Below are 19,992 nucleotides of genomic sequence, written 5' to 3'. Positions count from 1 at the left end.
CGCGAAGGCGGCCCACGTTTGGCGACTCCCTGCTCCAGTCGCTGCATGACGCCGGGCCGCCCGACCCTCGCGGCCGACCAGGTGTTCCACATCACACCAACGGCCTGGAACTCACCGTTCCGCTCAGCCGACAGCTGACGTGACACCCGTACGCCGCAGGAGCAGCCCATGCCCGTCGAACCGCCCACCACCGCCCCACCCCGCACGGCCAGCGACGCGGACGAGCCGACGACCCTAGGCCCTGCTTCCGCGGCGGCTCCCTCGGTCCTGCGCACGCTGCGCCCGCTGGTGCTGCGCCTGCACTTCTACGCGGGCGTGTTCGTCGCGCCGTTCCTGCTGGTCGCGGCGATCACCGGACTGCTGTACGCGGGCTCCTTCCAGGCCGAGAAGATCGTGTACGCCCATGAGCTGACCGTCCCGGTCGGCGACCACAAGTTGCCGATCTCCCAGCAGGTGGCCGCCGCCCGCAAGGCCCACCGCGAAGGCACCATCTCCGCCGTGCGGCCGTCACCGCAGCCGGATGCGACCACACGCGTACTGCTGTCCGGGGTGAAGGGCATACCCGCCGACCACACACTCGCCGTGTTCGTGGACCCCTACACCGGCAAGGTACGCGGCGCACTGGAGCAGTACGGCTCCACCGGCGCCCTGCCGCTGCGCACCTGGATCGACGAACTCCACCGCGACCTGCACCTGGGCGACACCGGCCGCCTGTACAGCGAGTTCGCCGCCAGCTGGCTGTGGGTGATCACAGGTGGCGGGCTGGTGCTGTGGTTCGGCCGGCGCCGCGCCCGCCGCAAGGTGCGCGGCACCACGGGGCGGCGGCGCTCCCTGACCCTGCACGGCACGGTCGGCGTATGGGCGGCCGGCGGCCTGTTCTTCCTGTCGGCGACCGGCCTGACCTGGTCCACCTACGCCGGAGCGAACATCGGCGACCTCCGCGAAGCCCTCGGCCAGTCCACCCCCTCCGTCACCGCGACGGTGAGCAGCGGGCACGAGGGACACGGCGCCATGGCGGGCATGGACATGAACGGCAAGGACATGGGCTCGCGCCCCGGCGCACGATCCGACGTGGGACTGGACGCCGTCCTGAAGACGGCCCGCACCGAGGGCCTGTCCGACCCGGTGGAAATCGTGCCGCCCTCGGACTCCAACTCCGCCTACGTCGTACGGCAGATCCAGCGCAGCTGGCCCGAGAAGCAGGACTCGATCGCCGTCGACCCGGCCACCGGCAAGGTCACCGACGTCCTGCGCTTCGCCGACTACCCGCTGCTGGCCAAGCTCACCCGGTGGGGCATCGACGCCCACACCGGCACCCTGTTCGGCCTCGCCGACCAGATCGCGCTGGCCGTCCTCGCCCTGGCCCTGATCCTCCTCATCCTCTGGGGCTACCGCATGTGGTGGCAGCGCGGCCACAGATCCGCCTTCGGCCGCCCGATCCCCCGCGGCGCCTGGCGACAGGTGCCGGTGTACGTGCTGATGCCCTGCGTCGCGGTGGTCGCCGTCCTCGGCTACTACGTCCCACTGCTCGGCATCCCGCTCGCCGCCTTCCTCGTCGTGGACCCCCTCCTCAGCCGAATCTCTCGCCGCCGCACCGGACACGCACACGCCTGAACCGACCGGCCAGACCGACGAGCCCACGCCGCACGGCGCCGCCGGGAGGATTTCCGTGAGGGGCAGGCGAACAAGGACCAACTCGTCCGCGGCCGGACCTGCCTAGAAGGACCGACGCTTGCCCAATCCGCTCCGCAGGATGGCGAAAGCTGCAGCAGGAAATTCGCCGCCCCAGCCCGGAACGCCTCCTTCTGGTGCCGAATGCCGGACAGCGGAAGAGGCTTCTGCGAATGCGGTCAGGGGGGTCACCGTCGGAAGCCGGGCCATGACGAGAGCGTCCCCGCGTACCGGCGCCCAGGGCGGGTCGGCCGTCTCGTCGATACGTCTCGTCGGCACTTTCGCAACACCCCCTACATGGCGTACTTGAAGTCGATGCGGCAGCGAACAGCTTCAGCGGCCTGCCGGTCCGACAGGCCGAGCAGGAACTGCAGCACACAGACAGTGGCCAGTTGAGCAGGCGAGAGACCCGGACGCCGTCACGGGGATACCAGTCGGCGAAGTCCTCGTCACACCAGAGCCCATCCAGCCGGTCACGCACCCATATCGCCGTCGTGCCGCCCGGGTTGCTCGCCCGCGCGACCTGCGCAGTCAGAGGCGGGACGTGCTCACCGGAACGGGGACGGAGGGACAACGGGCATCTCGACAGCAGCATCGGGTGATCGGAACTACCCGAGCTTGCCCGTTGACCATGCTGCCGCACCGCGAAACTCCAAGATCCCCGACAGAATCAAGCTAGTGGCCTGTGACCTCGATCGTGACCTTCCACCTGTGTCCTGACGGGGTCGTGCTGGTCAGCACTGCCGTGCCGTCCGTGGCACCCATGAACATCGCGGGGGTGACGCCGACCGGCGCGGTCATCACGCCCGTGTTTGCGGGCGCCAGCACGCCGTTCCCGCTTGCGTGGACTGGTTGCCACCGGCCGCTCTTCCCTGCGGTCAGGAAGACGTCCACCCGCTGACCGTGCGGCAGGCAGTACACGCCACTGTGCTGCTGGGTCAGTTGCCCAGCTGAGTGCGGCAGCACGGCAGCCGGCAGCTTCGCGCAGGCTGGATGAGTCGACGCGGTCGAGGTGTGTGCCGGGGTCGCCGCCACGGCGTGTATGCCGGCGGTGCAGGCGGACAGCAGAGCGGTGACCACGAGAGTCAGGGCGGGCAGGGCTCGGTTCACGATCGTGCTCCTCGGATGAGGCCGGAGGCCGAGACCGCACCGGTGATGGCTACGGTCTCGGCCTCCGGATTCGGCGGCGGTGTCAGTGCTGGTTGCTCGCGCTGGTGTAGGAGACGACGCAACCGCCCGCGCCACCGTTGAAGTTGTTGCTCCACAGCGACTGCACGGCGAAGTTCGCGCCGTTCAGGCTGGCGATGGTGGACGCGCCCTGGCCGCTGGAGATCCAGGCGCACTTGTCGCCGGTCTCGTAGCCGGTGCTGTCCGTCCAGCCGCTGCTGGGTGCCGGGTCGGTGAGGGTCTCGGCGTACTCGTGGCCGCCGACGATGGTGATGCCCTCGGTGGTGCCGTTGACTCCGGACGAGCCCGTGGAGACGAAGTTGGCACCGCACCCCGTACCGGCATCCGTGATGTACGGCATGTTGGTGTAGGGCAGGTCGGCCCCTGAGCCGGTGGTGGTGTGGTCATGCCAAGCGCAGTACTGCGTCTTGAAGCCGCTGGGCGCGACCCCGTGCGGCAGGTCCACGATGACCTCGGCGTTGTCGCCGGAGACCCCGAAGTGAGCGGCGGCCTTGACCGCCTCGGCGGCTATTGCGGCGTCGCTCGGTCTGTTGGCGACCTTGGTCGAGCTGTCGAGCCAGGTGCCACCCACGGGGTTGGAGGCCGGGTGGCCCACCGCCGTGCCGGCGCCGTTGCACTGGGTGGTGCCGACGGCCACGCCCTGGCAGTACTGGGTCTGCGAGTTGGACCAACTGTCACCGCTGCCGTAGGCGTGCTGGAAGAAGTTCAGCTGCAGCGCGGCCTCGCCCGAGGGGTCGTTGGTGACCGTGGAGCCGGTGCCCCACTGGTTTCCCCAGTAGACGATGTAGATCTGCGGGTTGGTGACGACGTTGCCGCCGCCGTAGGAGAGGTTGCCGGCCGTGGCAGTCGCGGCCTGTGTGCCGTGGGTCTTCATCTGGTGGTGCGGGGCGATTTCGCTGGCCCCGGCGGGTGCGGCGGCGGCGAGACCGACGACGGCGAGCGCGGTGGCGCAGCCGGCGGCAAGTACAGAACGAAGCACGGTGGTGCCCTTCTCTGTCGGGTGGACTTGCGGGAGGGCTGTGCAACGCCGCTGGCCAGGCGGCTCGTTGGTGTCACCACGTTGGAACGTGCCTTGCGCCGGGAGACGTTAGGTGATCGTTCATCTGTCGTTCAAGACTGCCTCATCAGCCTCAGAGCGAACTCAGAGGTTCGGGTAACACAGCTCAACGGGGCAGCGGCCCGCTGTCGTAGCTTCCGCCGCCGACGTCCCGACTCCCATTCCGGGCGCATCACCGGGATAGCGGCCGGGCCGAACAGTTGCCGCGTCTACGCTGGCGGAGCCAACGGCGGCGTGTGTCCGACCAGGTGGAAGACCTCCCGGGCCGCACAGCGTTTGAGGCGTGGGACGATCTCGCGTCGGGTCGGTTCTTGCCCTCCCTGATGCGGCGCGCGGCAGCCCTGGTGGGCGGGCCAGGACGGACGGTTCGGTGCGGGCGTGGTTGTCAGGGTGCTTTCGTGGCCTCGCAGTGCTTCTTGATGAGGTCGTAGGAGCGCACGCGGGCGTCGAGGTCGTAGACAGGTGTGGTCAGCATGAGTTCGTCTGCTCCGGTCTCGGCGGCCAGTTGCGCGAGCCGGCGTACGACGGCCTTGGGCGTCCCGCACGCCTGCTGTGCACGGAAACCGGCAAGCGCCTGCCGTTCCTCTGCCGTGAAGGGATGGGCGGCGGCATCCGCGGGCGTGGGGAAGGGAATCTCGCTCAGACCTTTGAGCAGCCCGGCCTTGACGACGTCCATGGGCCCGGCTCGCCACGCCGCTTCCTGCTCCGTTTCAGCGCATATCGCCTCCACGCACACCACAACCCGGGGCTGCTCGCACCAGCGGGACGGGATGAACGCCGCCCGGTAGCGCTCCAGCACCGTGAAGGTGTTGTCGGGCCGGATGTGGTGTGCGACGGCGATCGGCAGGCCGAGTCGCGCGGCGAGGGCGGCACCTGCGGTACTGGAGCAAAGCAGCCATGGCTCCGGCAGCGGGCCGAGCGCCACTTCGTCGACCAGAAAGGACAGGATCGCGGCGACGTCGTCGTGGTACTGCGCGTCCGTCGCCGGTCCGGCTCCGCGGCGCAATTCCCGCGCGGTGGCCTTGTCGAAGGTGCCAGGGCCGCGGCCGATACCCAGGTCGATGCGGTCCGGGTGCAACGCGGCCAGTGTTCCGAACTGCTCCGCCAGCGTGATGGGCGCATGGTTGGGCGCCAGCACTCCGCCCGACCCGAGCCGGATGGCTGAGGTCGAGGCCGCCGCATGAGCGATCAGCACCACCGGTGGGAACGCGCCGATCGCGGGCGAATGGTGGTGCTCGGCATACCAGATCCGGTGATACCCCAGTAGTTCGAGCCTGCGAGCGAAGGTGGCGGTGTCACGCAGGGTCTCCACGCCACAGGTCCCTGATTCGACCACCGCGACTTCCAGCGCTGAAATCGGCACATCGATCATGCCGTCAGCATAGGGATCGGTGTGCGCCTCAGGCGCGGTTGTCCCCACCGCTACGGTGCCCGGGCCGGTAGGTGAAATCTGTGCGCCAGTTGCCTCCGGTCCACGATCGCCACACGGCAGACCGGCGGGGCTTCGTCGTGCAGTCAGGTGTCACGCGCGAATTACAGACCCCGTGGACACCTTCCCGGCTCAGGATCCCGAAACTGGACATACATGTCCGCATAGGACTGGATGGACGGCCCTGGACGGCTTCTACGACATGTGCCATGTAGCACCGAGGGAGGTTCCCATGACCAGGACCGGAGCCTGTTCTGGCCCGTCAAAGCGGTATTGCAGGGTTTCGACGTTCTTCTCACTCACCCGCTCACGCTCCCACATCTCACACTCTATGCAGGAGCGGGGGTGGAGACGCTCGCCAGACCTCCCCAGGTATCCGCTGCCTGACGAAGATCCTCCACATGCGGCTTCACATACCAGCGCTTCGTGGTCTTGACGTTGGTGTGCCCGGCCCAGCGGGCCAGGAGGTGATCAGGCACCCCGTTGTTCGCGAGGTACGTGCAGCAACTCGCGCGAGCGTCGTACAAGCGGACCCGCCGCAGCCCGTGCTCGTCCATGACCTTGTACACCCGCTCACGCAACTGCCGCACGTTGAGCGCCCTGCCGAGTTCATCCACGAGCACGTACCCACTGTCCTCGTACCTCTCCCCCGCCGCCAGCTTCTCGGCCACCTGCATGGCCCTGAAACACGTCAGCGCATCCCTGACCAGATCGGGCAGGGGAAGCTGCCGCTCAGCGGCGAGAGACTTCGTGTCCTTCTCCACCGGCGATGGAGGACCTCAGGGACCGCCTCGGACTCGGTAGGGGGCCGGGATACCAGGCCGCCCGGGAATTCGTCCACACCGGCAGGCGCGTCCCGGCGGAAGCGTCGACGGGCACGGCGGCGCGGCCGGTGTGTGTCCGCCCGTCGGGCATCGTCCACCGGACCGTCGCACCAGTGGTGCTCACGTACGGTCCTCCTCCAAGCCCCGGTCCGCGACCATCGCGGCCAGCACGCCCGCGGTCGCGCCCCTCCAGCACTTCTTCCAAGATCCACGCGATGAGCAGCAGCCACGCCTCGACGAAATCGCTCGTCCGCCGAAGCGGACTGCGCCTGAACCGCCGCAGCCGAGTACGGACCGGTCGCTGCGGCCGTGTCTTCTTCGTCACGAGCCAACACCCCGTCACGAGCACCAGCACCTGTTTCCGGTCTCCTGCGGAACCGTGGGGAAAGAGCCGGTGATCGAGAAGCCGCGGAGCGCGGTCAGTGCTGCGAGCTGCCCATCTCCATGGTGAAGAGCACCGGGTCAGTGTCGAAGCCTCGGATCATCTCGCGCATCTCCCGCACTCCGGAGGAGTCCCGGGTGAACTCGGCGACCGTCGCGGCCGTGAAGTCGGCGACCTGGGCCAAGCCGTCCGTCGCAAGCTGCCGGTATCCCTGTACGACGACCACCCCAGCGTTGGAGATGTCCCCGAACGTCCGGGGTCCACCGTCCTGGTGGATGGCCACACCGACCACCACACGCCCGTACGCGGGCGACAGCCGGTCGAACTCCAGGACCATCACCTCGACGAACCCGAAGCCCATGCCGGCCGGGCTGTTCCGGGTCATGTTGATGGTGCCGTCCGGTGACCGGCTGTCGTAGTGCACGACGTATGCCGGCCGCCCGTAGGGGTCGTCCACCGAGTAGGTCGCGGCGACAGATGTTGAGATGCCGCGGTGCTTCACCCAGCGGGCTCGGGTCCCACTTGAGCCGTACCTCGACCTTGCCCAGCCCCCCCCCGCTCCCACCACTCACCTTTGGTCGCTCCCTCAGGACCACAGCGAGGCTTTCCCGCACGAACAAGTATGCGTTCCTGATGACTCATTGACGCTTCCTTGGCGCTCTGCTCCACCCCCCGCCCCGAATCGGGCCGACATCACCCATGACGTCTCTCGAGCTCGCGCCGAGCACAGGGACGCGCCAGTCACGGCTGCCGCCGACCGGCCAGTCTTCCCCGCAAGGCTGTCGTCCCGGCCGTCAGGAGCGCATGATCCGCCCGAACTGCACGCTTCAACGGGATCGAACGACTTTGCCTGCAGCGGTCCATCAGCGACTGGTCGAGGCCAGTCACCACAGGACTGGTCATCGCCTGGCCCACCAGCATCCCGCACAGTGCCGTGAGCAGCTCCGCGTAGGGTCTGTGTGATGTCGTGATCAATCGGCTGCTCGTAAGAGGGCGTTAAGTCCGTTTCTGATAGCGGCCGCGTCCGGGTTGCTCGAGGAATCCCTGGCGGACGAGTCGCCCCAGGCGGGAGCGGGTGACGTTGATCGAGGGCTCGTCAGTGGGCAGGCCGAGGTGCTCGTGCAGATCGCGGACGCGGAACACCTTCCCGGGGTGCTTGTTGAACGCGGTCACGATGCGCTGGTAGACGGTGGCGGTCTCCGCGGGGGCCATTGCGTGGTCGGGAGGGGTAAGGCTGTCGATGACCTCGCGGGTGGCGGCGAGCTCGGCCAGACGGGCTTCGGCCTCGGCGAGGGCGGTGGTGAGCCGCCCGATCTGCTCGCGCAGGTTGTCGGCTCGTGCAGCGGTCTCATCATGTTCGGTCTGCAGCAGCCGCAGGAGCTCGCTGACGTTCACGCGGCCAGCTCCACGTCGTCCCGCCAGGTGAGGGTAGGGGCGGTGAGGCGGCGGAGCATGCCGGCGGTGGAGGCCCAGTAGACGCGGGAGGCCGCGTTATCGGGTCGGTGGTCGTAGTCGCGGGCAAGGCGCCGGTGCAGCATGAGAGTGCCGTTGACCTGCTCGACCACCCACCGCTTCGGTTGCGGGACGAAGCCCTTCCCTTCGTCGTCGGGGTTGCGGCGGACCACCTCGACGGTGATGTCCTGCACCGCCCCGTGGATGATCACGGCGTCTTTGAAACCCTGGTCGACCAGGACCTTTTCCAGGCGCATCCCGCATCGTTCGGCCGCCTGGTCCAGCAGAGCGATGCCGGCTTCGTTGTCGTGCGCGCTCGCGGCGAGGATCACCACACCGATGATCAGGCCCAGCACGTCGACGGCGAGTCCCCGCTTCCTGCCAGGCGTCTTCTTGTTCACGTCCAGTCCCGTCGTCTTCTTCGGCACCCCGGCTGCCACGCGGACGGACTGGGTGTCGATGATGACCAGGGACGGGTCCTCTAATCGTCTGGACTCCCGTACCTGGCAGCGCAGGATCTCCTGGATCCGCTGGTCAAGGCCGTCCTGGCGCCACAGGGTGAAGTAGTAGAACACTGCCGACCAGGCAGGGAGGTCGTGTGGCAGGAGCCGCCACTGACAACCCGTCCGGTTCTGATAGAGCAGCGCGTTCACGACCTCGCGCAGGTCGCAGGAGCCCGGGTTCCCGGTCGCCGACCGCGCTACCCGCTCCTGCTTCCACGCGGTGACCAACGGCTCGATCAACGCCCACTGCTCGTCGGACAGGTCGGTCGCGTACGGCATCCGTTCCATGCCCGCGACCCCATCATGCACACGACATGACGTGAGCGTGGAACCGTCCCATCACCCACGAACGGGCGACACCACATCATCAGAAACGGGACTTAACGCCCTCTAAGAGGTCTTCGAACCAGATCATCGAGGCGCGAAGTTCGAGGCCGGCGAGGTAGCGGGCTCCACCACCTTCACGAACAGACCAAAGTGGCTCTCATTCCCGTTGCCCAAGTTGCTGCCTTTCACCCTGTCGAACAGCAGGCGTGCCGGTCGCATCGGGCGCGAGGGGGTCATGGGCGGCGGCGTCGGAAGACGACCATCCGTAGGACAGTGAAGCGCACCATGGTCACCAGGGCGAAGCTCGGCGCAAGTACCAGGGTCTCCGCTGCTGGTGAGGCGGTGGGCCGGTAGTGACGGAAGAGCAGGACAGCGCCTGAGGTGACCAGGTACGCCAGGGAGAACAGACCGCCTGCGGTCAGATGCGCCTGGAGGACCCGGACCCGGGACTCGCGAAAGGTCAGTCGGCGGTTGGCCTCCGTGTTGAGGACGGTGACGACAAGAAGGGCGGTGAAATTGGCCAGGATGGGCTGCGACCACTGGCGCAGAACCCAGTACAGCGTGGCCTGGGCCACAGTGGAGGCGACGCCGATCACGACGAACCAGAACACTTCCCGGGTCAGCGCGGTGCGGCCGAGCCAGGTGGTGGCGCTGCGTCGTGCGCTGAGGCGTCGCACCCCAGCATCATGAGGCCACCGTGCGACCCGCCGAGCCGTACGGAGCGCCGGTTCTGCCGTTCGGCTGACGACGGACACCCGCATGCACGACAGGCACGGAGAGCCGACCCGATCTGTTCCAGTTTGTGGCTGACGATTTGACAGGCACTGACGGAGCCACGGGTTCGATCCCCACGTTGAGGGACGGTCCAGGGACGGGGGAGGCAGTCGTTGGACAGTGGTGGACGGCCACCGGCTGCGGGCTCCGGCGGGCCGCAGCGGCGGGGATCGGACGAGGGTCACGCGCGGGGGCGCCTCGAGCGCGTTCGCGCTGCCGCGGCGGCGCGGGCCACCAAGGGGGCCGCTCATACCAGGGCCCTCGTGCGCCGGGTCGAGCGGACTCCTCCGCCCCCGGGTCCGTTCCGTCCTGGATTCTGGCGCAGTCCGATCCGCGGGCCTTGGCTGACGTCGGTGTTCGGACTGGTCCTCCTGATCGGCATTCCGCTGCTCTTCGTCACCGGACTGCTCTCCTACGCCTCCTACAACCCCGACCTGAGCCCTCTCAACGACGAGACCCCCGACAAGGGCGTCCTCGGCTTCTACCTCTTCAGCTGGCCCACGCACCCGTACTGGCTGTACCGGCTGCTGCAGGGCGTGCACGTGACGCTGGGTGTGGTGCTGGTGCCGGTGCTGCTGGCCAAGTTGTGGTCGGTGATCCCGAAGCTGTTCGAATGGCTGCCGGTGCGCTCCATCGCCCACGGCCTGGAGCGGCTTTCGCTGCTGATGCTGGTCGGCGGCGTCATCTTCGAGTTCGTCACCGGCATCGTCAACATCCAGCTCTACTACGTCTTCCCGGGCTCGTTCTACCGCCTGCACTTCTACGGCGCCTGGGTGTTCATCGCCGCCTTCGTCGTCCACGTGTGCCTCAGACTCGGTCGGATGACGCGGGCACTGCGCTCGCGCAGCCTGGGCGCCGAACTGCGGACCGACCTCGCCCACACCGTGCCCGAACCACCCGATCCCGACGGCCTGGTGGCAGCCTCTCCCGTCTCGCCCACGATGACCCGCCGCGGCGCGGTGGGCATGGTGGGCGCGGGATCGCTGCTCCTGTTCGTCGTGACCGCCGGACAGAGCATCGGCGGCCGGCTGCGCGCCACCGCGCTGCTCGCACCGCACAACCGCGACCCGGGCAGCGGCCCGAACAGCTTCCAGATCAACAAGACAGCGGCGAAAGTGGGCGTCACCCCCGCGCTCGTCGGCCCCACCTGGCGGCTGGAGGTCCACGGACACGGAGCGCCGCGGGTCTTCACCCGCGATCAGCTCCTGGCGCTGCCCCAGCACGCCGCCGCCCTGCCGATCGCCTGCGTGGAGGGATGGTCCACCGAAGACCAGCACTGGAGCGGCCTGCGGCTGGCCGACCTCGCCGCTCTGGCCGGACTGCCCGACGCCGCAAGCGTCCTGGTCCAGTCCATCCAACCCCCCGGCCCCTTCACCCGGGTGGTGCTGCGCGGCAACCAGATCCACGACCCCCGAGCGCTGCTCGCCCTCCGCGTCAACGGCGCTCATCTCTCACTCGACCACGGCTACCCGGCCCGCGTCATCGTCCCGGCCAACCCCGGCGTGAACAACACCAAGTGGGTCCACCGGCTCACCTTCAGGGCGTGACCATGGCACGATTCGTCCGCTGGTACGGCTCCGGCCCCCTGCATCTGCTCGTCCTGGTCGCCTCGTTCGCCCTGACCGGCTACGCCATGGTGCGCCTGTTCGCCGTACGGCCCTGGGAGGTGGCGATCTGGTTCGTCGGTGCGGCGATCCTCCACGACCTCATCCTGCTGCCCCTGTACTCGCTGGCCGACCTGTCGGCTCTCTCCGTGCTGCGGCACCGAGCCGCCGACGGACCGAGGGTGCCGTGGATCAACCACCTGCGCGTCCCCGCCTTCCTGTCCGGTCTGCTCCTGCTGGTCTGGTTCCCCCTCGTCCTCCGTCTGGCGGTCCCCTACCCCGGCGACACCGGGCTGTCCGACAGCGCGTACCTCGGACGATGGCTGGCGATCACCGGCGTACTCTTCGCAGCCTCCGCCGTGGCCTTCGCGATAAGACTGCGCCGCGCGCGCCGGGCCGGCCGCGGCGACGAGGACCGACCTGCCGCAGGGCATGGCGCAGCACCGTGACAACGGACGAGGACGAGCTGTACGACGCCGACGGGGAGCCCTATGCGCTCGCCCTGCGACCCGGCCGAGAACCGGTGTACCTACGGCTGGCCGACGGGCGCCGGATCCGGATGCCGGTACATCGCTGGCACGAGCAGCCCACCGCGGCCGACAAGACAGTGCTGGAACGCTGCGCCGGCCCCGTCCTCGACGTCGGCTGCGGCCCGGGCCGCATGTGCAGGGCACTCCTGAGCCGGGGAGTCTTTGCCCTCGGGGTCGACATCACACCCCGCGCGGTTGCACTGACCACCACTCTGGGCGGGCTCGCACTGTGCCGATCGGTCTTCGACCGGCTGCCGGCCGAGAGGGGCTGGCAGACGGTGCTGCTCATCGACGGCAACATCGGCATCGGTGGTGATCCTGGTGGCCTGCTGCGCCGCTGCGGCGGCCTCGTCGCCCCCACCGGGCGCCTCGTCGTCGAGGTCGACCCCGACGACGTCGAGGAACAGTTCACCGCCCGGTTCGAGGACCTCCACGGCCGGAGCGGTCCGTTCTTTCCCTGGGCGCGGCTCGGGCGACGAGCGCTCCGCAGGATCGCCGCCGGCCTTGCTCTCAGCGTCACCGATCAGTGGACGAGCGGGCACCGCTGCTTTGCCACCCTCTCTCACCAGGGGTCATCCTGTGACCGCCTGACACGGGCCTCGCAGTGACGGACATCGGCCGGGCAGAGTCGGACGACCGGGCCGCTCCACGATGGCGCCGCGATGCTGCTGCTCTGCCACTACAGTCATGGGGGAGGAAAGTCTGTTCGCATCGAGTGAGAAGGCAGTGGCTTCGGCAAGGTAGAAAGGACACATGCCGGAGCGCGAGCCCCCTGCGGGAACCATGGACGACGTTGATGCGGTCACCCGGGCGGTCCTGACCGCGTCCCGGCTGCTGGTAGCGGTCTCCGCCCGTTCCCTCGCCGAGGTCGAGGAGCGCGTGACTCTCCCGCAGTTCCGGATGCTGGTCGTGCTGGCCACCCGAGGGGAGACCAAGCTGGTCGCGCTCGCCGAGCTGCTCCAGGTTGCGCCCTCGACCGCCATGCGCATGGTCGACCGGCTCATCGCCGCCGGACTCGCCGACCGCAAGGCCAATCCCGCCAACCGCCGCGAGACTCTGCTGCGGTTGACCGAGGAAGGCCGGCGCACCGTCGAGGAAGTCACCGCCCGGCGTCGCGCCGAGATCGCTGACATCGTCGAACGACTCCGCCCGACCGAGCGCCTCGCGCTCGTCGAGGCCCTCAACGCCTTCAACGAGGCGGGAGGCGAGCCCTTGGCCCCGGCGGCGGACGACCCCGAGCCGCACCCCCTGGGCTGGATCGTGGACGGAGCCATGGCGCACGACGCCTGACACGGCACGGCAGCCGGTCATGGCATGGCCGGGCCCGTGGCGCCTACCCCGATGCGTCGGGAACCCGAATCGCGGCGATCACACCAAGCAGGCACACGGCGCGCCCGTACAGGTGTTGCTCCACACGATCCCGGCCGACACGCCATGGGATGCCGTCATGACCGCTGGGGAGAGGATCAGCCAGAAGCCGAGCGGCACCAGGGTCCAAGCGAATCGGTGCATCCGCTGGGGCGCGAGGGGGGTTCCGAGAGCGACCAGGGCGACGCGAGCCCCATGATCAGGTTGTTCGCGGTGAGATACGGGTTCGTCCTGTAGAAGTGGATCACTCAGGGCGAGACCGTCGTATAGATGCCGGCCAGCAGCATGAGCCCGTCGACGACGATTGCCGGGCTGCTTGTGGTCGCCACCTCGCGGCCAGCCCTCATCCCGGTCGATGCGGACACGCGGAATTCGGCCGAGTGACGTGGGTACGACATAGCAGTCACCCCCTCTCACATGGCGACGTTTCTAGTATGCAAAGAAAGTCCGTATTGGTCTGTCCGTGGCTGTCGCATCCGCTCCTTCCAGCCGGATCAGACCAGCCGGCCATTGACCGCCAGGCCGTGAAGAGCCCTGGTGGGTGCTCAGGCAGTCGCGTGCACCGCGCGCAACGCGCTCTGGTGGCTGAGCCAGCCCACCGGCTTGCCCTGCTCGGCGTCGAGCACGGGCACCCCGGTCCCGGCGGCCGACAACAGGGTGTGCAGCGCCTGCGCGAGGGGCTGGTCGGCGGTGACCGGTGCGGGCGGCGCGGCGAGCTGGCCGACCAGCGCCGGGGCGCCTTCCGGCTGTTCCGCGAGTGCCTCGGCCACCGCCTGCGCCGTGACGATGCCGACGTACCGGCCGGTGTCGTCCACGACGGGGAGGGCGCCGTGGCCCGAGAGGCTGAGTAGGTCGGCGGCGTCGGCCAGGGAAGTGGTCGCGGGCAGGGCGGAGGGGAGCGGTTCCATGACGGTGCCGACGTGCTGGGCGCCGATCGCCGCCCCGGGGGCGGGGCCTTCGAGGTCGATGCCGCGGCGGCGCAGCTTGAGGGTGTAGATGGTGTCGCGGGAGAGCAGGCGGCTGGTGGCGGTGGCCAGCACGATGGCCAGCATCAGGGGCAGGATGATCGAGTACTCGCCGGTCAGCTCGAACAGGATGACCACGGCGGTGATCGGCGCCCGGGCCGCGCCGGAGAAGGTCGCGCCCATACCGATCAGGGCGTACGCGCCCACTGCCCCGGCCGTGCCGGGTATCAGGTCATGGACGCCGATGCCATACGCCGAGCCGAGCATCGCGCCGATGAACAGGCTGGGCGCGAAGACACCGCCCGAGCCGCCGATGCCGATGGTCAGGCTGGTCGCCAGCATCTTGCCGACCAGGAGCAGGAGTAGGAAGCCGACGGCGTAGCCGCCCTCGGTCGCCTCCTCCAGGACCGGGTAGCCGACGCCGTACATCTGCGGCAGGGCCAACAGCACCAGGCCGAGCGCCAGTCCGCCGACCGCCGGGCGCAGCCACTCCGGGCCGCGCCACAGCCAGTCACACGCGTCCTCGACCAGGTACAGGAAGCGCGCGAAGCACATCCCGACCACAGCGGCGACCACGCCGAGGAAGGCGAACAGGCCGTACTGTGCGAGGTGGTCGACGTGGAACGCGGGCAGGTTCAGGAAGGCGACGTCGCCGAAGGACGCGCGTCCGATGATGCTCGCGGTGACGCTGGCCAGCACGGTCGCGCCGAAGGCTTCCGCGCTGAAAGTGCCGAGGATCAGTTCCATGGCGAAGAAGACACCGGCCAGGGGAGCGTTGAAGGTGGCCGCGATGCCGCCCGCCGCTCCGCATGCGACCAGGAGCTTCGTGCGGCCCTCCGTCGCCCTCGTCACGCGGCCGAGGGTGGAGCCGAGTGCCGAGCCGATCTGCACGATCGGCCCCTCGCGGCCCACCGAGCCGCCGGAACCGATGGTCAGCGCGGAGGCCAGCGTCTTGACGACGGCGACCTTCGGGCTGATCCGGCCGCCGCGCTGGGCCACGGCCAGCATCACCTCGGGCACACCGTGCCCACGGGCCTCCTTGGCGAACCGGTTCACGAGCGGCCCGTAGAGCAGGCCGCCGATCACCGGGGTGAGCAGCACGAAGTACGGGCCCAGCCACGGCACGTGCGGATTGCTCGCGCCGGGGGAAGCGGAGTAGTCGGAGTGACCGGACAGCAGACCGGTGAAGGTCTTGATGCACCAGCGGAAGACGACCGAACCGACGCCCGCTCCGGCGCCGACCACCACGGCCAGCGCCATCACACCCCAAGGGGCGTTCCGCAGGCTCGCGATCGCCGGCGCCGGTGTAAGGCTCTTTGCCGTCGTGTCGGCTCCTTGCTCTCTGTCCGTTGCTGCCCGTATGCCGCTCATCGATTCCCCTTCCTTACTTTTGCATTATGCAAAGGATGTCAAGGGTGCGCACCACCTGCCCGCCCCTTGGGGTCGAACAGTTCTCGGCGCCCGCTCCTCGTCCGCGCCAGTGGTGCTTTTGTTGGCATTTCCGTGGTTCGGTCGGCCGGTACTGCGTGGGACATGCCTCCTTCCCGGTCCTCGCATCCGTGGCAACGGCGGCCGACTCTCGTCTGGTCGCCAGACCGCTCCGGTGCGTGCTCGCCGTCCGCCAGCCTTCTTGACGCATGAGCTTTGCATGATGCAAAAATTAGGTGACGGAGAGAGGTGGTGCACACCGATGAGGGTCGTCATCTGTGGGGCCGGGATCGCGGGACTCGCGCTGGCCGGCCGTCTGCACAACGTGCTCGGCTGGGAAGTCGTCGTCCTGGAGAAGGAGCCGCGGCACCGCACCGACGGTTACATGATCGACTTCTTCGGGACCGGATACGACGCGGCCGAGGCCATGGGCATGCTGCCCTCCCTGGAGGAGCTGAGCTATCGGGTTTCCGAGGCGGCCCTCGTGGACGACCACGGCGAGTGCCGGGTCGGGCTCCGCTACGACCGCTTCGCCCGCTTCCTGGACGGGCGCCTGCTGAGCATCATGCGGCCCGACCTCGAACTCGCCCTGCGGGAGCGGCTGTCCCTCGCGGTGCGTCTGCGCTTCGGCGTGGGGCCGGCCAGCGTCGACGCCGAGCCGGACGGAGTGCGCGTCACCCTCACCGACGGCGACAGTATCGACGCCGACCTGCTCGTCGGCGCCGACGGTATCCACTCCACCGTGCGCGCCCTGGTCTTCGGCGAGGAGGCACGGTACGTCCACCACCTCGGCTACCACACCGCCGCGTTCACCTTCGACGATCCCGAGGTGCACGCGGAAGTGGGCGACCGGTTCTGCCTCACCGACACCATCGGCCGACAGATGGGCCTGTACGCGCTGCGCGATGGCACGGTCGCCGTGTTCGTCGTGCACCGCGCCACAGACGCTCCTTGCCCCAGGGACGTGCAGGCGGCGTTGCGCCACGAGTACGGCACGCTCGGCTGGCTCGTACCCCGCGTCCTGGCGAACTGCCCGCCGTCTTCCCGGATTTACTACGACCATGTCGCGCAGACGACCCTCCCGGCCTGGAGCCGCGGCCGGGTCGTCCTGGTCGGTGACGCCTGCCAGGCTGTCTCTCTCCTCGCAGCGCAAGGTGCCTCCCTGGCGATGGGTGCCGCATACGTCCTCGCCGACCAACTCGCCCGCACCTCCCGCATCGAGGACGCACTGCACGGCTACGAACGGCTCTGGCGGCCCGTCGTCGCGCACAAGCAGCGCGCTGCCCGGCGCGTGGCCCGCTGGTTCGTACCCGAATCACCACGACACCTGCGGGTCCGCCGCGCCGCCCTGCGGCTCTCCAACCTGCCCGGTGCGGGGCGCCTCGCCGGCATCTCACTCACGGGGAGGCAGGGGCCACCCCTGCGCCGACTCGCCTCGATTCCGTCGTGGGTGACCGAGAACCGTGACTCCGGCGCCGTCCAGGAGGGAGCCAGACCACTCAGACCGTGAACACGTTCGGGGTGTCGCCGGCCACGCGACCCGGAAAAGTCCCGATGTCCACCAGCCCGAGCACCATGACCGCCCGCCTACGCAGAGCCGTCGAAGCCGCCCACTGGCGGTCACTGGCCGAGGCCGTGTCCGCCCGGCCAAGAGCACTGCCGCCCTCAACTTTCCTATCTTGTAGTGACGTTCGGGGGCTCATCGGGCAGGTGAGGGACGAGGCGGGTACCGCTGTGGGAGCTGGTGGGGGCCTGGACACTGAGCGGGCCGCTGTGGGTGGTGGCGATGGAGCGGGCATGGCGGGGCCCGGGCGGTTGCCGCGGGCCTCCCGCACGCTGGAGCCGGATGTGGACGTGCGCCGCCGAGCATCGTGCTGCGCAGAGGGCTCTGGGAGGACTGTGTGACTGCTTCGTCGCCCGCCACCGATGCACCGCCGGCCCGGTACGACGACCTGCGTGCTCTGGTGATCAACTGCACCCTCAAGCGCTCGCCGGAGACCAGCAACACTCACGGGCTGATCGACCGGAGCACAGCGATCCTGGACGCGCAGGGCGTGCACGTCGATGTCGTGCTGTCTTCGGTCCGGGTACTGAAGGATCTTGGTGGCATCCCCGGCTAGGGGAACCAGCGCACCGCCCGGGACGCCGGTTGCCGGCGCGACCACGAGAACGCCGAACACTGATAGGGACACCAGCGGCAGGGGCAGCCGCTCGCAGCGCGGGGGACCCGACGTACGCCGACCGGACGCCGAGCGCGGCACCAGCTCGTGCCACTCGGTCGGAGCAACCGTCGGCAACCGGCACGTGCGATCCACCGGTCGTGCTGATTGGCTGGAGGTGAATCCGCTGTTCAGGAAGGCTGGGATCCATGTCACCCGTCAGGCACCTGGAGAGACCTGCGGCGCGGGCGACTGCTCACGTCGTCCCGGCCGGGCGGCGCTCGGCCCGAGGTGGACGGGCTGCGACGCATGAGTGCGCGACCGATCGGTGACCACGCCCTGCTGTCAGACTGCCGCTCAGCCGCGCTGGTGACCTCCGACGGCTCGGTGGACTGGCTGTGCGTGCCTCGGTTCGACAGCCCGGCGATCTTCGCCCGGCTCCTCGACGAGGACGCCGGCCACTGGTCCGTCCGCCCTGTCACCGGCCCGGTCGACATCAGCCGCCGTTACGTCGAGGGCACCCTGGTTCTGGAGACGGTCTTCCGCACGACCGGGGGCACGGCGGTCCTGCGGGATGCCCTTGCCCTGGGACGGCGCGAACGCGGGCACGCGCTCGGCACCGCCTCCCCCGGAATGCTGCTGCGGCAGATCACCTGCACCGAAGGGCGGGTGGACATCGAGATCAGCTACGCGCCGCGCCCGGAGTTCGGACTCGTCCACCCACTCCTCTCACCCGTGCCGGGTGGGCTCGCGGCGTACGGGGGCGCCCATGTTCTGCTGCTGTCGAGCCCCGTCGACCTGCGGATGAGCGGTTCCACGGCCCACGGCCGAATCCCGCTCACGGCGGGGCACCACCTCGGATTCGCCCTGCACGTCGGGACGGCGTGGGAGAAGGAGTCGGCGGCCTGGCGGACGGGACGGATCCGGCGTCGCATGTCCGACACCGTCGAAGGCTGGCGCTCCTGGTCGAAGCTCCACCGCAGCTACGTCGGCCCCTGGCAGGACGAAGTGAGCCACAGTGGACGCGTGCTGCGGGCCCTGACCTTCGCACCCACCGGGGCCATCGTCGCCGCGGCCACCACCTCTCTGCCCGAGAAGACGGGCGGAATGCGTAACTGGGACTACCGCTACACATGGGTCCGCGACGCCAGCTTTACCATTCAGGCACTTGCCACGGCCGCCTGCGAGAAGGAGAAGAACCGGTTCTTCGGCTTCCTCGCCCGGGCCGCGGCAACCCAACTCGACCGCGGCGCCGACCTGCAGATCATGTACGGCATCGGAGGAGAACGTGATCTGAGCGAGCGGCCCCTGCCTCACCTGGCCGGCTGGCGCAACAGCGGCCCCGTTCGGATCGGCAACGACGCCTGGCGCCAACGCCAACTCGACGTCTACGGCGAACTCCTCGACGCAGCAGCCCAGACCCTTCCACCCGATGAGCCTCTCGACCCAGCCACCCGCACGTTCCTGCTCCAGGCAGCCGAGACAGCCGCCCAGCGGTGGACCCAACCGGATCAAGGCATTTGGGAAAGACGCGGACCCAGCAGACACTTCCTCCACTCGAAACTGATGTGCTGGGTCGCCCTGGACCGCGCCATCAGCATGGCCCCTGCCCTCCAGGCCGACGAACGCCTGCCCCACTGGCAGCACGAGCGCGACCAGATCCGCCAAGCCATCGAACAACGCGGCTGGAACCCCTGCCTGGGCGCCTTCACCCAGGCATTCGACACCGACGACCTCGACGCCTCCGCACTGATGCTCCCCATCGTCGGCTTCCTGCCACCACACGACCCCCGCATCCAGTCCACCGTGCTGGCCATCGCCACCCAACTGACCGACCACAACGGCCTGGTTCGCCGCTACCTCACCGACGAACTACAGGAAGAAGAAGGCACCTTCCTGCTGTGCACCTTCTGGCTTGCCCAAGCCCTCGCCCTCACCGGCCACACCACCCGTGCACGACACGCCTTCCAAACCGCCCTCGCACACGCCAACGACCTCGGCCTGCTGGCCGAGGAGACCGACTCCACCACAGCAGAGGCCCTCGGCAACTTCCCCCAAGCCTTCAGCCACATCGGACTCATCAACGCCGCTCGCGCCATCCGCGATGCCGAGCGACAAGACATCCACGCCTAGGAAATGTTGTCGACAGGGCGGCCCGTGGCCACCGATCGCTCGAAGTCAGGTCAACCACATGCTGAGGTGGCCAGGTGGCCTTGCCGCCTCGGCAGAGGATGCCCGCGTGGGTCAAGGCGTCGATGATGCCGTGGGTTCGGGCGGCCTTGATGTCGTGCACTGCGCCGGGCCGGGCAGCTGGGGCCCGGAGCAACTCAG

Annotated in this window: 17 protein-coding genes and 3 pseudogenes; 8 read left to right on the top strand and 12 right to left on the bottom strand. The window is 69.0% G+C overall.

Annotated elements, in window-relative coordinates; all coding sequences use genetic code 11:
* The first annotated feature begins 168 nt into the window (after positions 1-168).
* Positions 169-1,614: a PepSY-associated TM helix domain-containing protein gene (locus ACZ7FF_RS29795; protein ID WP_470815860.1), complete on the top strand. Its 1,446-nt coding sequence runs from the start codon at positions 169-171 to the stop codon at positions 1,612-1,614.
* A gap of 350 nt (positions 1,615-1,964) precedes the next feature.
* Here ACZ7FF_RS29795 and ACZ7FF_RS29790 read toward each other — a convergent pair whose 3' ends face one another.
* The 9 genes and pseudogenes from ACZ7FF_RS29790 to ACZ7FF_RS29750 all read right to left on the bottom strand — a co-directional run bounded on the left by ACZ7FF_RS29790 (position 1,965) and on the right by ACZ7FF_RS29750 (position 9,510).
* On the bottom strand, positions 1,965-2,048 hold the full coding sequence (locus tag ACZ7FF_RS29790) for a hypothetical protein (protein ID WP_470815908.1): 84 nt from the start codon (positions 2,046-2,048) through the stop codon (positions 1,965-1,967).
* A gap of 298 nt (positions 2,049-2,346) precedes the next feature.
* Positions 2,347-2,781 (bottom strand): hypothetical protein, encoded by a 435-nt coding sequence (locus ACZ7FF_RS29785; protein WP_470815859.1) that lies wholly within the window; start codon positions 2,779-2,781, stop codon positions 2,347-2,349.
* 82 nt (positions 2,782-2,863) lie between these two features.
* Positions 2,864-3,838 (bottom strand): hypothetical protein, encoded by a 975-nt coding sequence (locus tag ACZ7FF_RS29780; RefSeq protein ID WP_470815858.1) that lies wholly within the window; start codon positions 3,836-3,838, stop codon positions 2,864-2,866.
* A 463-nt stretch (positions 3,839-4,301) separates the two neighbouring features.
* Positions 4,302-5,288, bottom strand: coding sequence for an MsnO8 family LLM class oxidoreductase (locus ACZ7FF_RS29775; RefSeq protein WP_470815856.1), 987 nt, complete (start codon positions 5,286-5,288; stop codon positions 4,302-4,304).
* 386 nt (positions 5,289-5,674) lie between these two features.
* Entirely contained in the window at positions 5,675-6,109 is a 435-nt protein-coding gene (locus tag ACZ7FF_RS29770; protein ID WP_470815854.1) for a tyrosine-type recombinase/integrase, read from the bottom strand.
* Between the two features lie 479 nt (positions 6,110-6,588).
* Positions 6,589-7,141: pseudogene (locus ACZ7FF_RS29765) on the bottom strand (TerD family protein).
* A gap of 406 nt (positions 7,142-7,547) precedes the next feature.
* Positions 7,548-7,946 (bottom strand): hypothetical protein, encoded by a 399-nt coding sequence (locus tag ACZ7FF_RS29760; RefSeq protein ID WP_470815853.1) that lies wholly within the window; start codon positions 7,944-7,946, stop codon positions 7,548-7,550.
* Entirely contained in the window at positions 7,943-8,794 is an 852-nt protein-coding gene (locus ACZ7FF_RS29755) for an IS5 family transposase (protein ID WP_470815851.1), read from the bottom strand. The genes ACZ7FF_RS29760 and ACZ7FF_RS29755 overlap by 4 nt, the downstream gene beginning before the upstream one ends.
* Before the next feature lie 272 nt (positions 8,795-9,066).
* A complete protein-coding gene (locus tag ACZ7FF_RS29750; protein ID WP_470815849.1) occupies positions 9,067-9,510 on the bottom strand; it encodes a GtrA family protein in 444 nt (147 codons plus the stop codon).
* Positions 9,511-9,951: 441 nt separating this feature from the next.
* On the opposite strand from ACZ7FF_RS29750, the gene ACZ7FF_RS29745 reads away from it, so the two are divergent.
* From ACZ7FF_RS29745 to ACZ7FF_RS29730, 4 genes are all read left to right on the top strand, one after another.
* Positions 9,952-11,154 carry a molybdopterin-dependent oxidoreductase gene (locus tag ACZ7FF_RS29745; protein ID WP_470815907.1) on the top strand — a complete coding sequence of 401 codons (1,203 nt, stop codon included), beginning with the start codon at positions 9,952-9,954 and terminating at the stop codon, positions 11,152-11,154.
* A 2-nt stretch (positions 11,155-11,156) separates the two neighbouring features.
* The gene (locus ACZ7FF_RS29740) at positions 11,157-11,660 is read left to right on the top strand and encodes a hypothetical protein (protein ID WP_470815906.1); all 504 of its coding nucleotides are present in this window, start codon (positions 11,157-11,159) and stop codon (positions 11,658-11,660) included.
* Positions 11,657-12,349 (top strand): class I SAM-dependent methyltransferase, encoded by a 693-nt coding sequence (locus ACZ7FF_RS29735; protein WP_470815847.1) that lies wholly within the window; start codon positions 11,657-11,659, stop codon positions 12,347-12,349. The genes ACZ7FF_RS29740 and ACZ7FF_RS29735 overlap by 4 nt, the downstream gene beginning before the upstream one ends.
* 145 nt (positions 12,350-12,494) lie before the next feature.
* Positions 12,495-13,031, top strand: a complete 537-nt coding sequence (locus tag ACZ7FF_RS29730; RefSeq protein WP_067310741.1) for a MarR family winged helix-turn-helix transcriptional regulator — start codon at positions 12,495-12,497, stop codon at positions 13,029-13,031.
* A 78-nt stretch (positions 13,032-13,109) separates the two neighbouring features.
* On the opposite strand, the gene ACZ7FF_RS29725 is transcribed toward ACZ7FF_RS29730, so the two are convergent.
* On the bottom strand, positions 13,110-13,526 hold the full coding sequence (locus ACZ7FF_RS29725) for an SPW repeat domain-containing protein (RefSeq protein ID WP_470815844.1): 417 nt from the start codon (positions 13,524-13,526) through the stop codon (positions 13,110-13,112).
* A gap of 128 nt (positions 13,527-13,654) precedes the next feature.
* Positions 13,655-15,334: a chloride channel protein gene (locus ACZ7FF_RS29720; protein WP_470815843.1), complete on the bottom strand. Its 1,680-nt coding sequence runs from the start codon at positions 15,332-15,334 to the stop codon at positions 13,655-13,657.
* Between the two features lie 430 nt (positions 15,335-15,764).
* Between ACZ7FF_RS29720 and ACZ7FF_RS29715 the strand changes: the two genes are divergently transcribed.
* The 3 genes and pseudogenes from ACZ7FF_RS29715 to ACZ7FF_RS29705 all read left to right on the top strand — a co-directional run bounded on the left by ACZ7FF_RS29715 (position 15,765) and on the right by ACZ7FF_RS29705 (position 19,794).
* Positions 15,765-17,012, top strand: a complete 1,248-nt coding sequence (locus tag ACZ7FF_RS29715; protein ID WP_470815842.1) for an FAD-dependent monooxygenase — start codon at positions 15,765-15,767, stop codon at positions 17,010-17,012.
* A gap of 391 nt (positions 17,013-17,403) precedes the next feature.
* Positions 17,404-17,574: pseudogene (locus tag ACZ7FF_RS29710) on the top strand (flavodoxin family protein); the annotation flags it as partial.
* A 396-nt stretch (positions 17,575-17,970) separates the two neighbouring features.
* Positions 17,971-19,794 (top strand): glycoside hydrolase family 15 protein, encoded by a 1,824-nt coding sequence (locus ACZ7FF_RS29705; RefSeq protein WP_470815840.1) that lies wholly within the window; start codon positions 17,971-17,973, stop codon positions 19,792-19,794.
* A 94-nt stretch (positions 19,795-19,888) separates the two neighbouring features.
* Here the strand turns inward: ACZ7FF_RS29705 and ACZ7FF_RS29700 are convergent.
* Positions 19,889-19,987 (bottom strand): annotated as a pseudogene (locus tag ACZ7FF_RS29700) (IS5/IS1182 family transposase); the annotation flags it as partial.
* Between the last annotated feature and the right edge of the window lie 5 nt (positions 19,988-19,992).

It is taken from the genome of Streptomyces sp. NPDC037126 (assembly GCF_055605965.1).
This window is presented reverse-complemented; position numbering and strand designations above follow the sequence as displayed.

Excerpts from the sequence above, each read along its gene's own strand:
- ACZ7FF_RS29795 (WP_470815860.1), top strand. The coding sequence starts at position 169 with ATGCCCGTCGAACCGCCCACCACCGCCCCACCCCGCACGGCCAGCGAC.
- ACZ7FF_RS29775 (WP_470815856.1), bottom strand. The coding sequence starts at position 5,288 with ATGATCGATGTGCCGATTTCAGCGCTGGAAGTCGCGGTGGTCGAATCA.
- ACZ7FF_RS29755 (WP_470815851.1), bottom strand. The coding sequence starts at position 8,794 with ATGGAACGGATGCCGTACGCGACCGACCTGTCCGACGAGCAGTGGGCG.
- ACZ7FF_RS29740 (WP_470815906.1), top strand. The coding sequence starts at position 11,157 with ATGGCACGATTCGTCCGCTGGTACGGCTCCGGCCCCCTGCATCTGCTC.
- ACZ7FF_RS29730 (WP_067310741.1), top strand. The coding sequence starts at position 12,495 with ATGCCGGAGCGCGAGCCCCCTGCGGGAACCATGGACGACGTTGATGCG.
- ACZ7FF_RS29720 (WP_470815843.1), bottom strand. The coding sequence starts at position 15,334 with ATGGCGCTGGCCGTGGTGGTCGGCGCCGGAGCGGGCGTCGGTTCGGTC.
- ACZ7FF_RS29715 (WP_470815842.1), top strand. The coding sequence starts at position 15,765 with ATGAGGGTCGTCATCTGTGGGGCCGGGATCGCGGGACTCGCGCTGGCC.
- ACZ7FF_RS29705 (WP_470815840.1), top strand. The coding sequence starts at position 17,971 with ATGAGTGCGCGACCGATCGGTGACCACGCCCTGCTGTCAGACTGCCGC.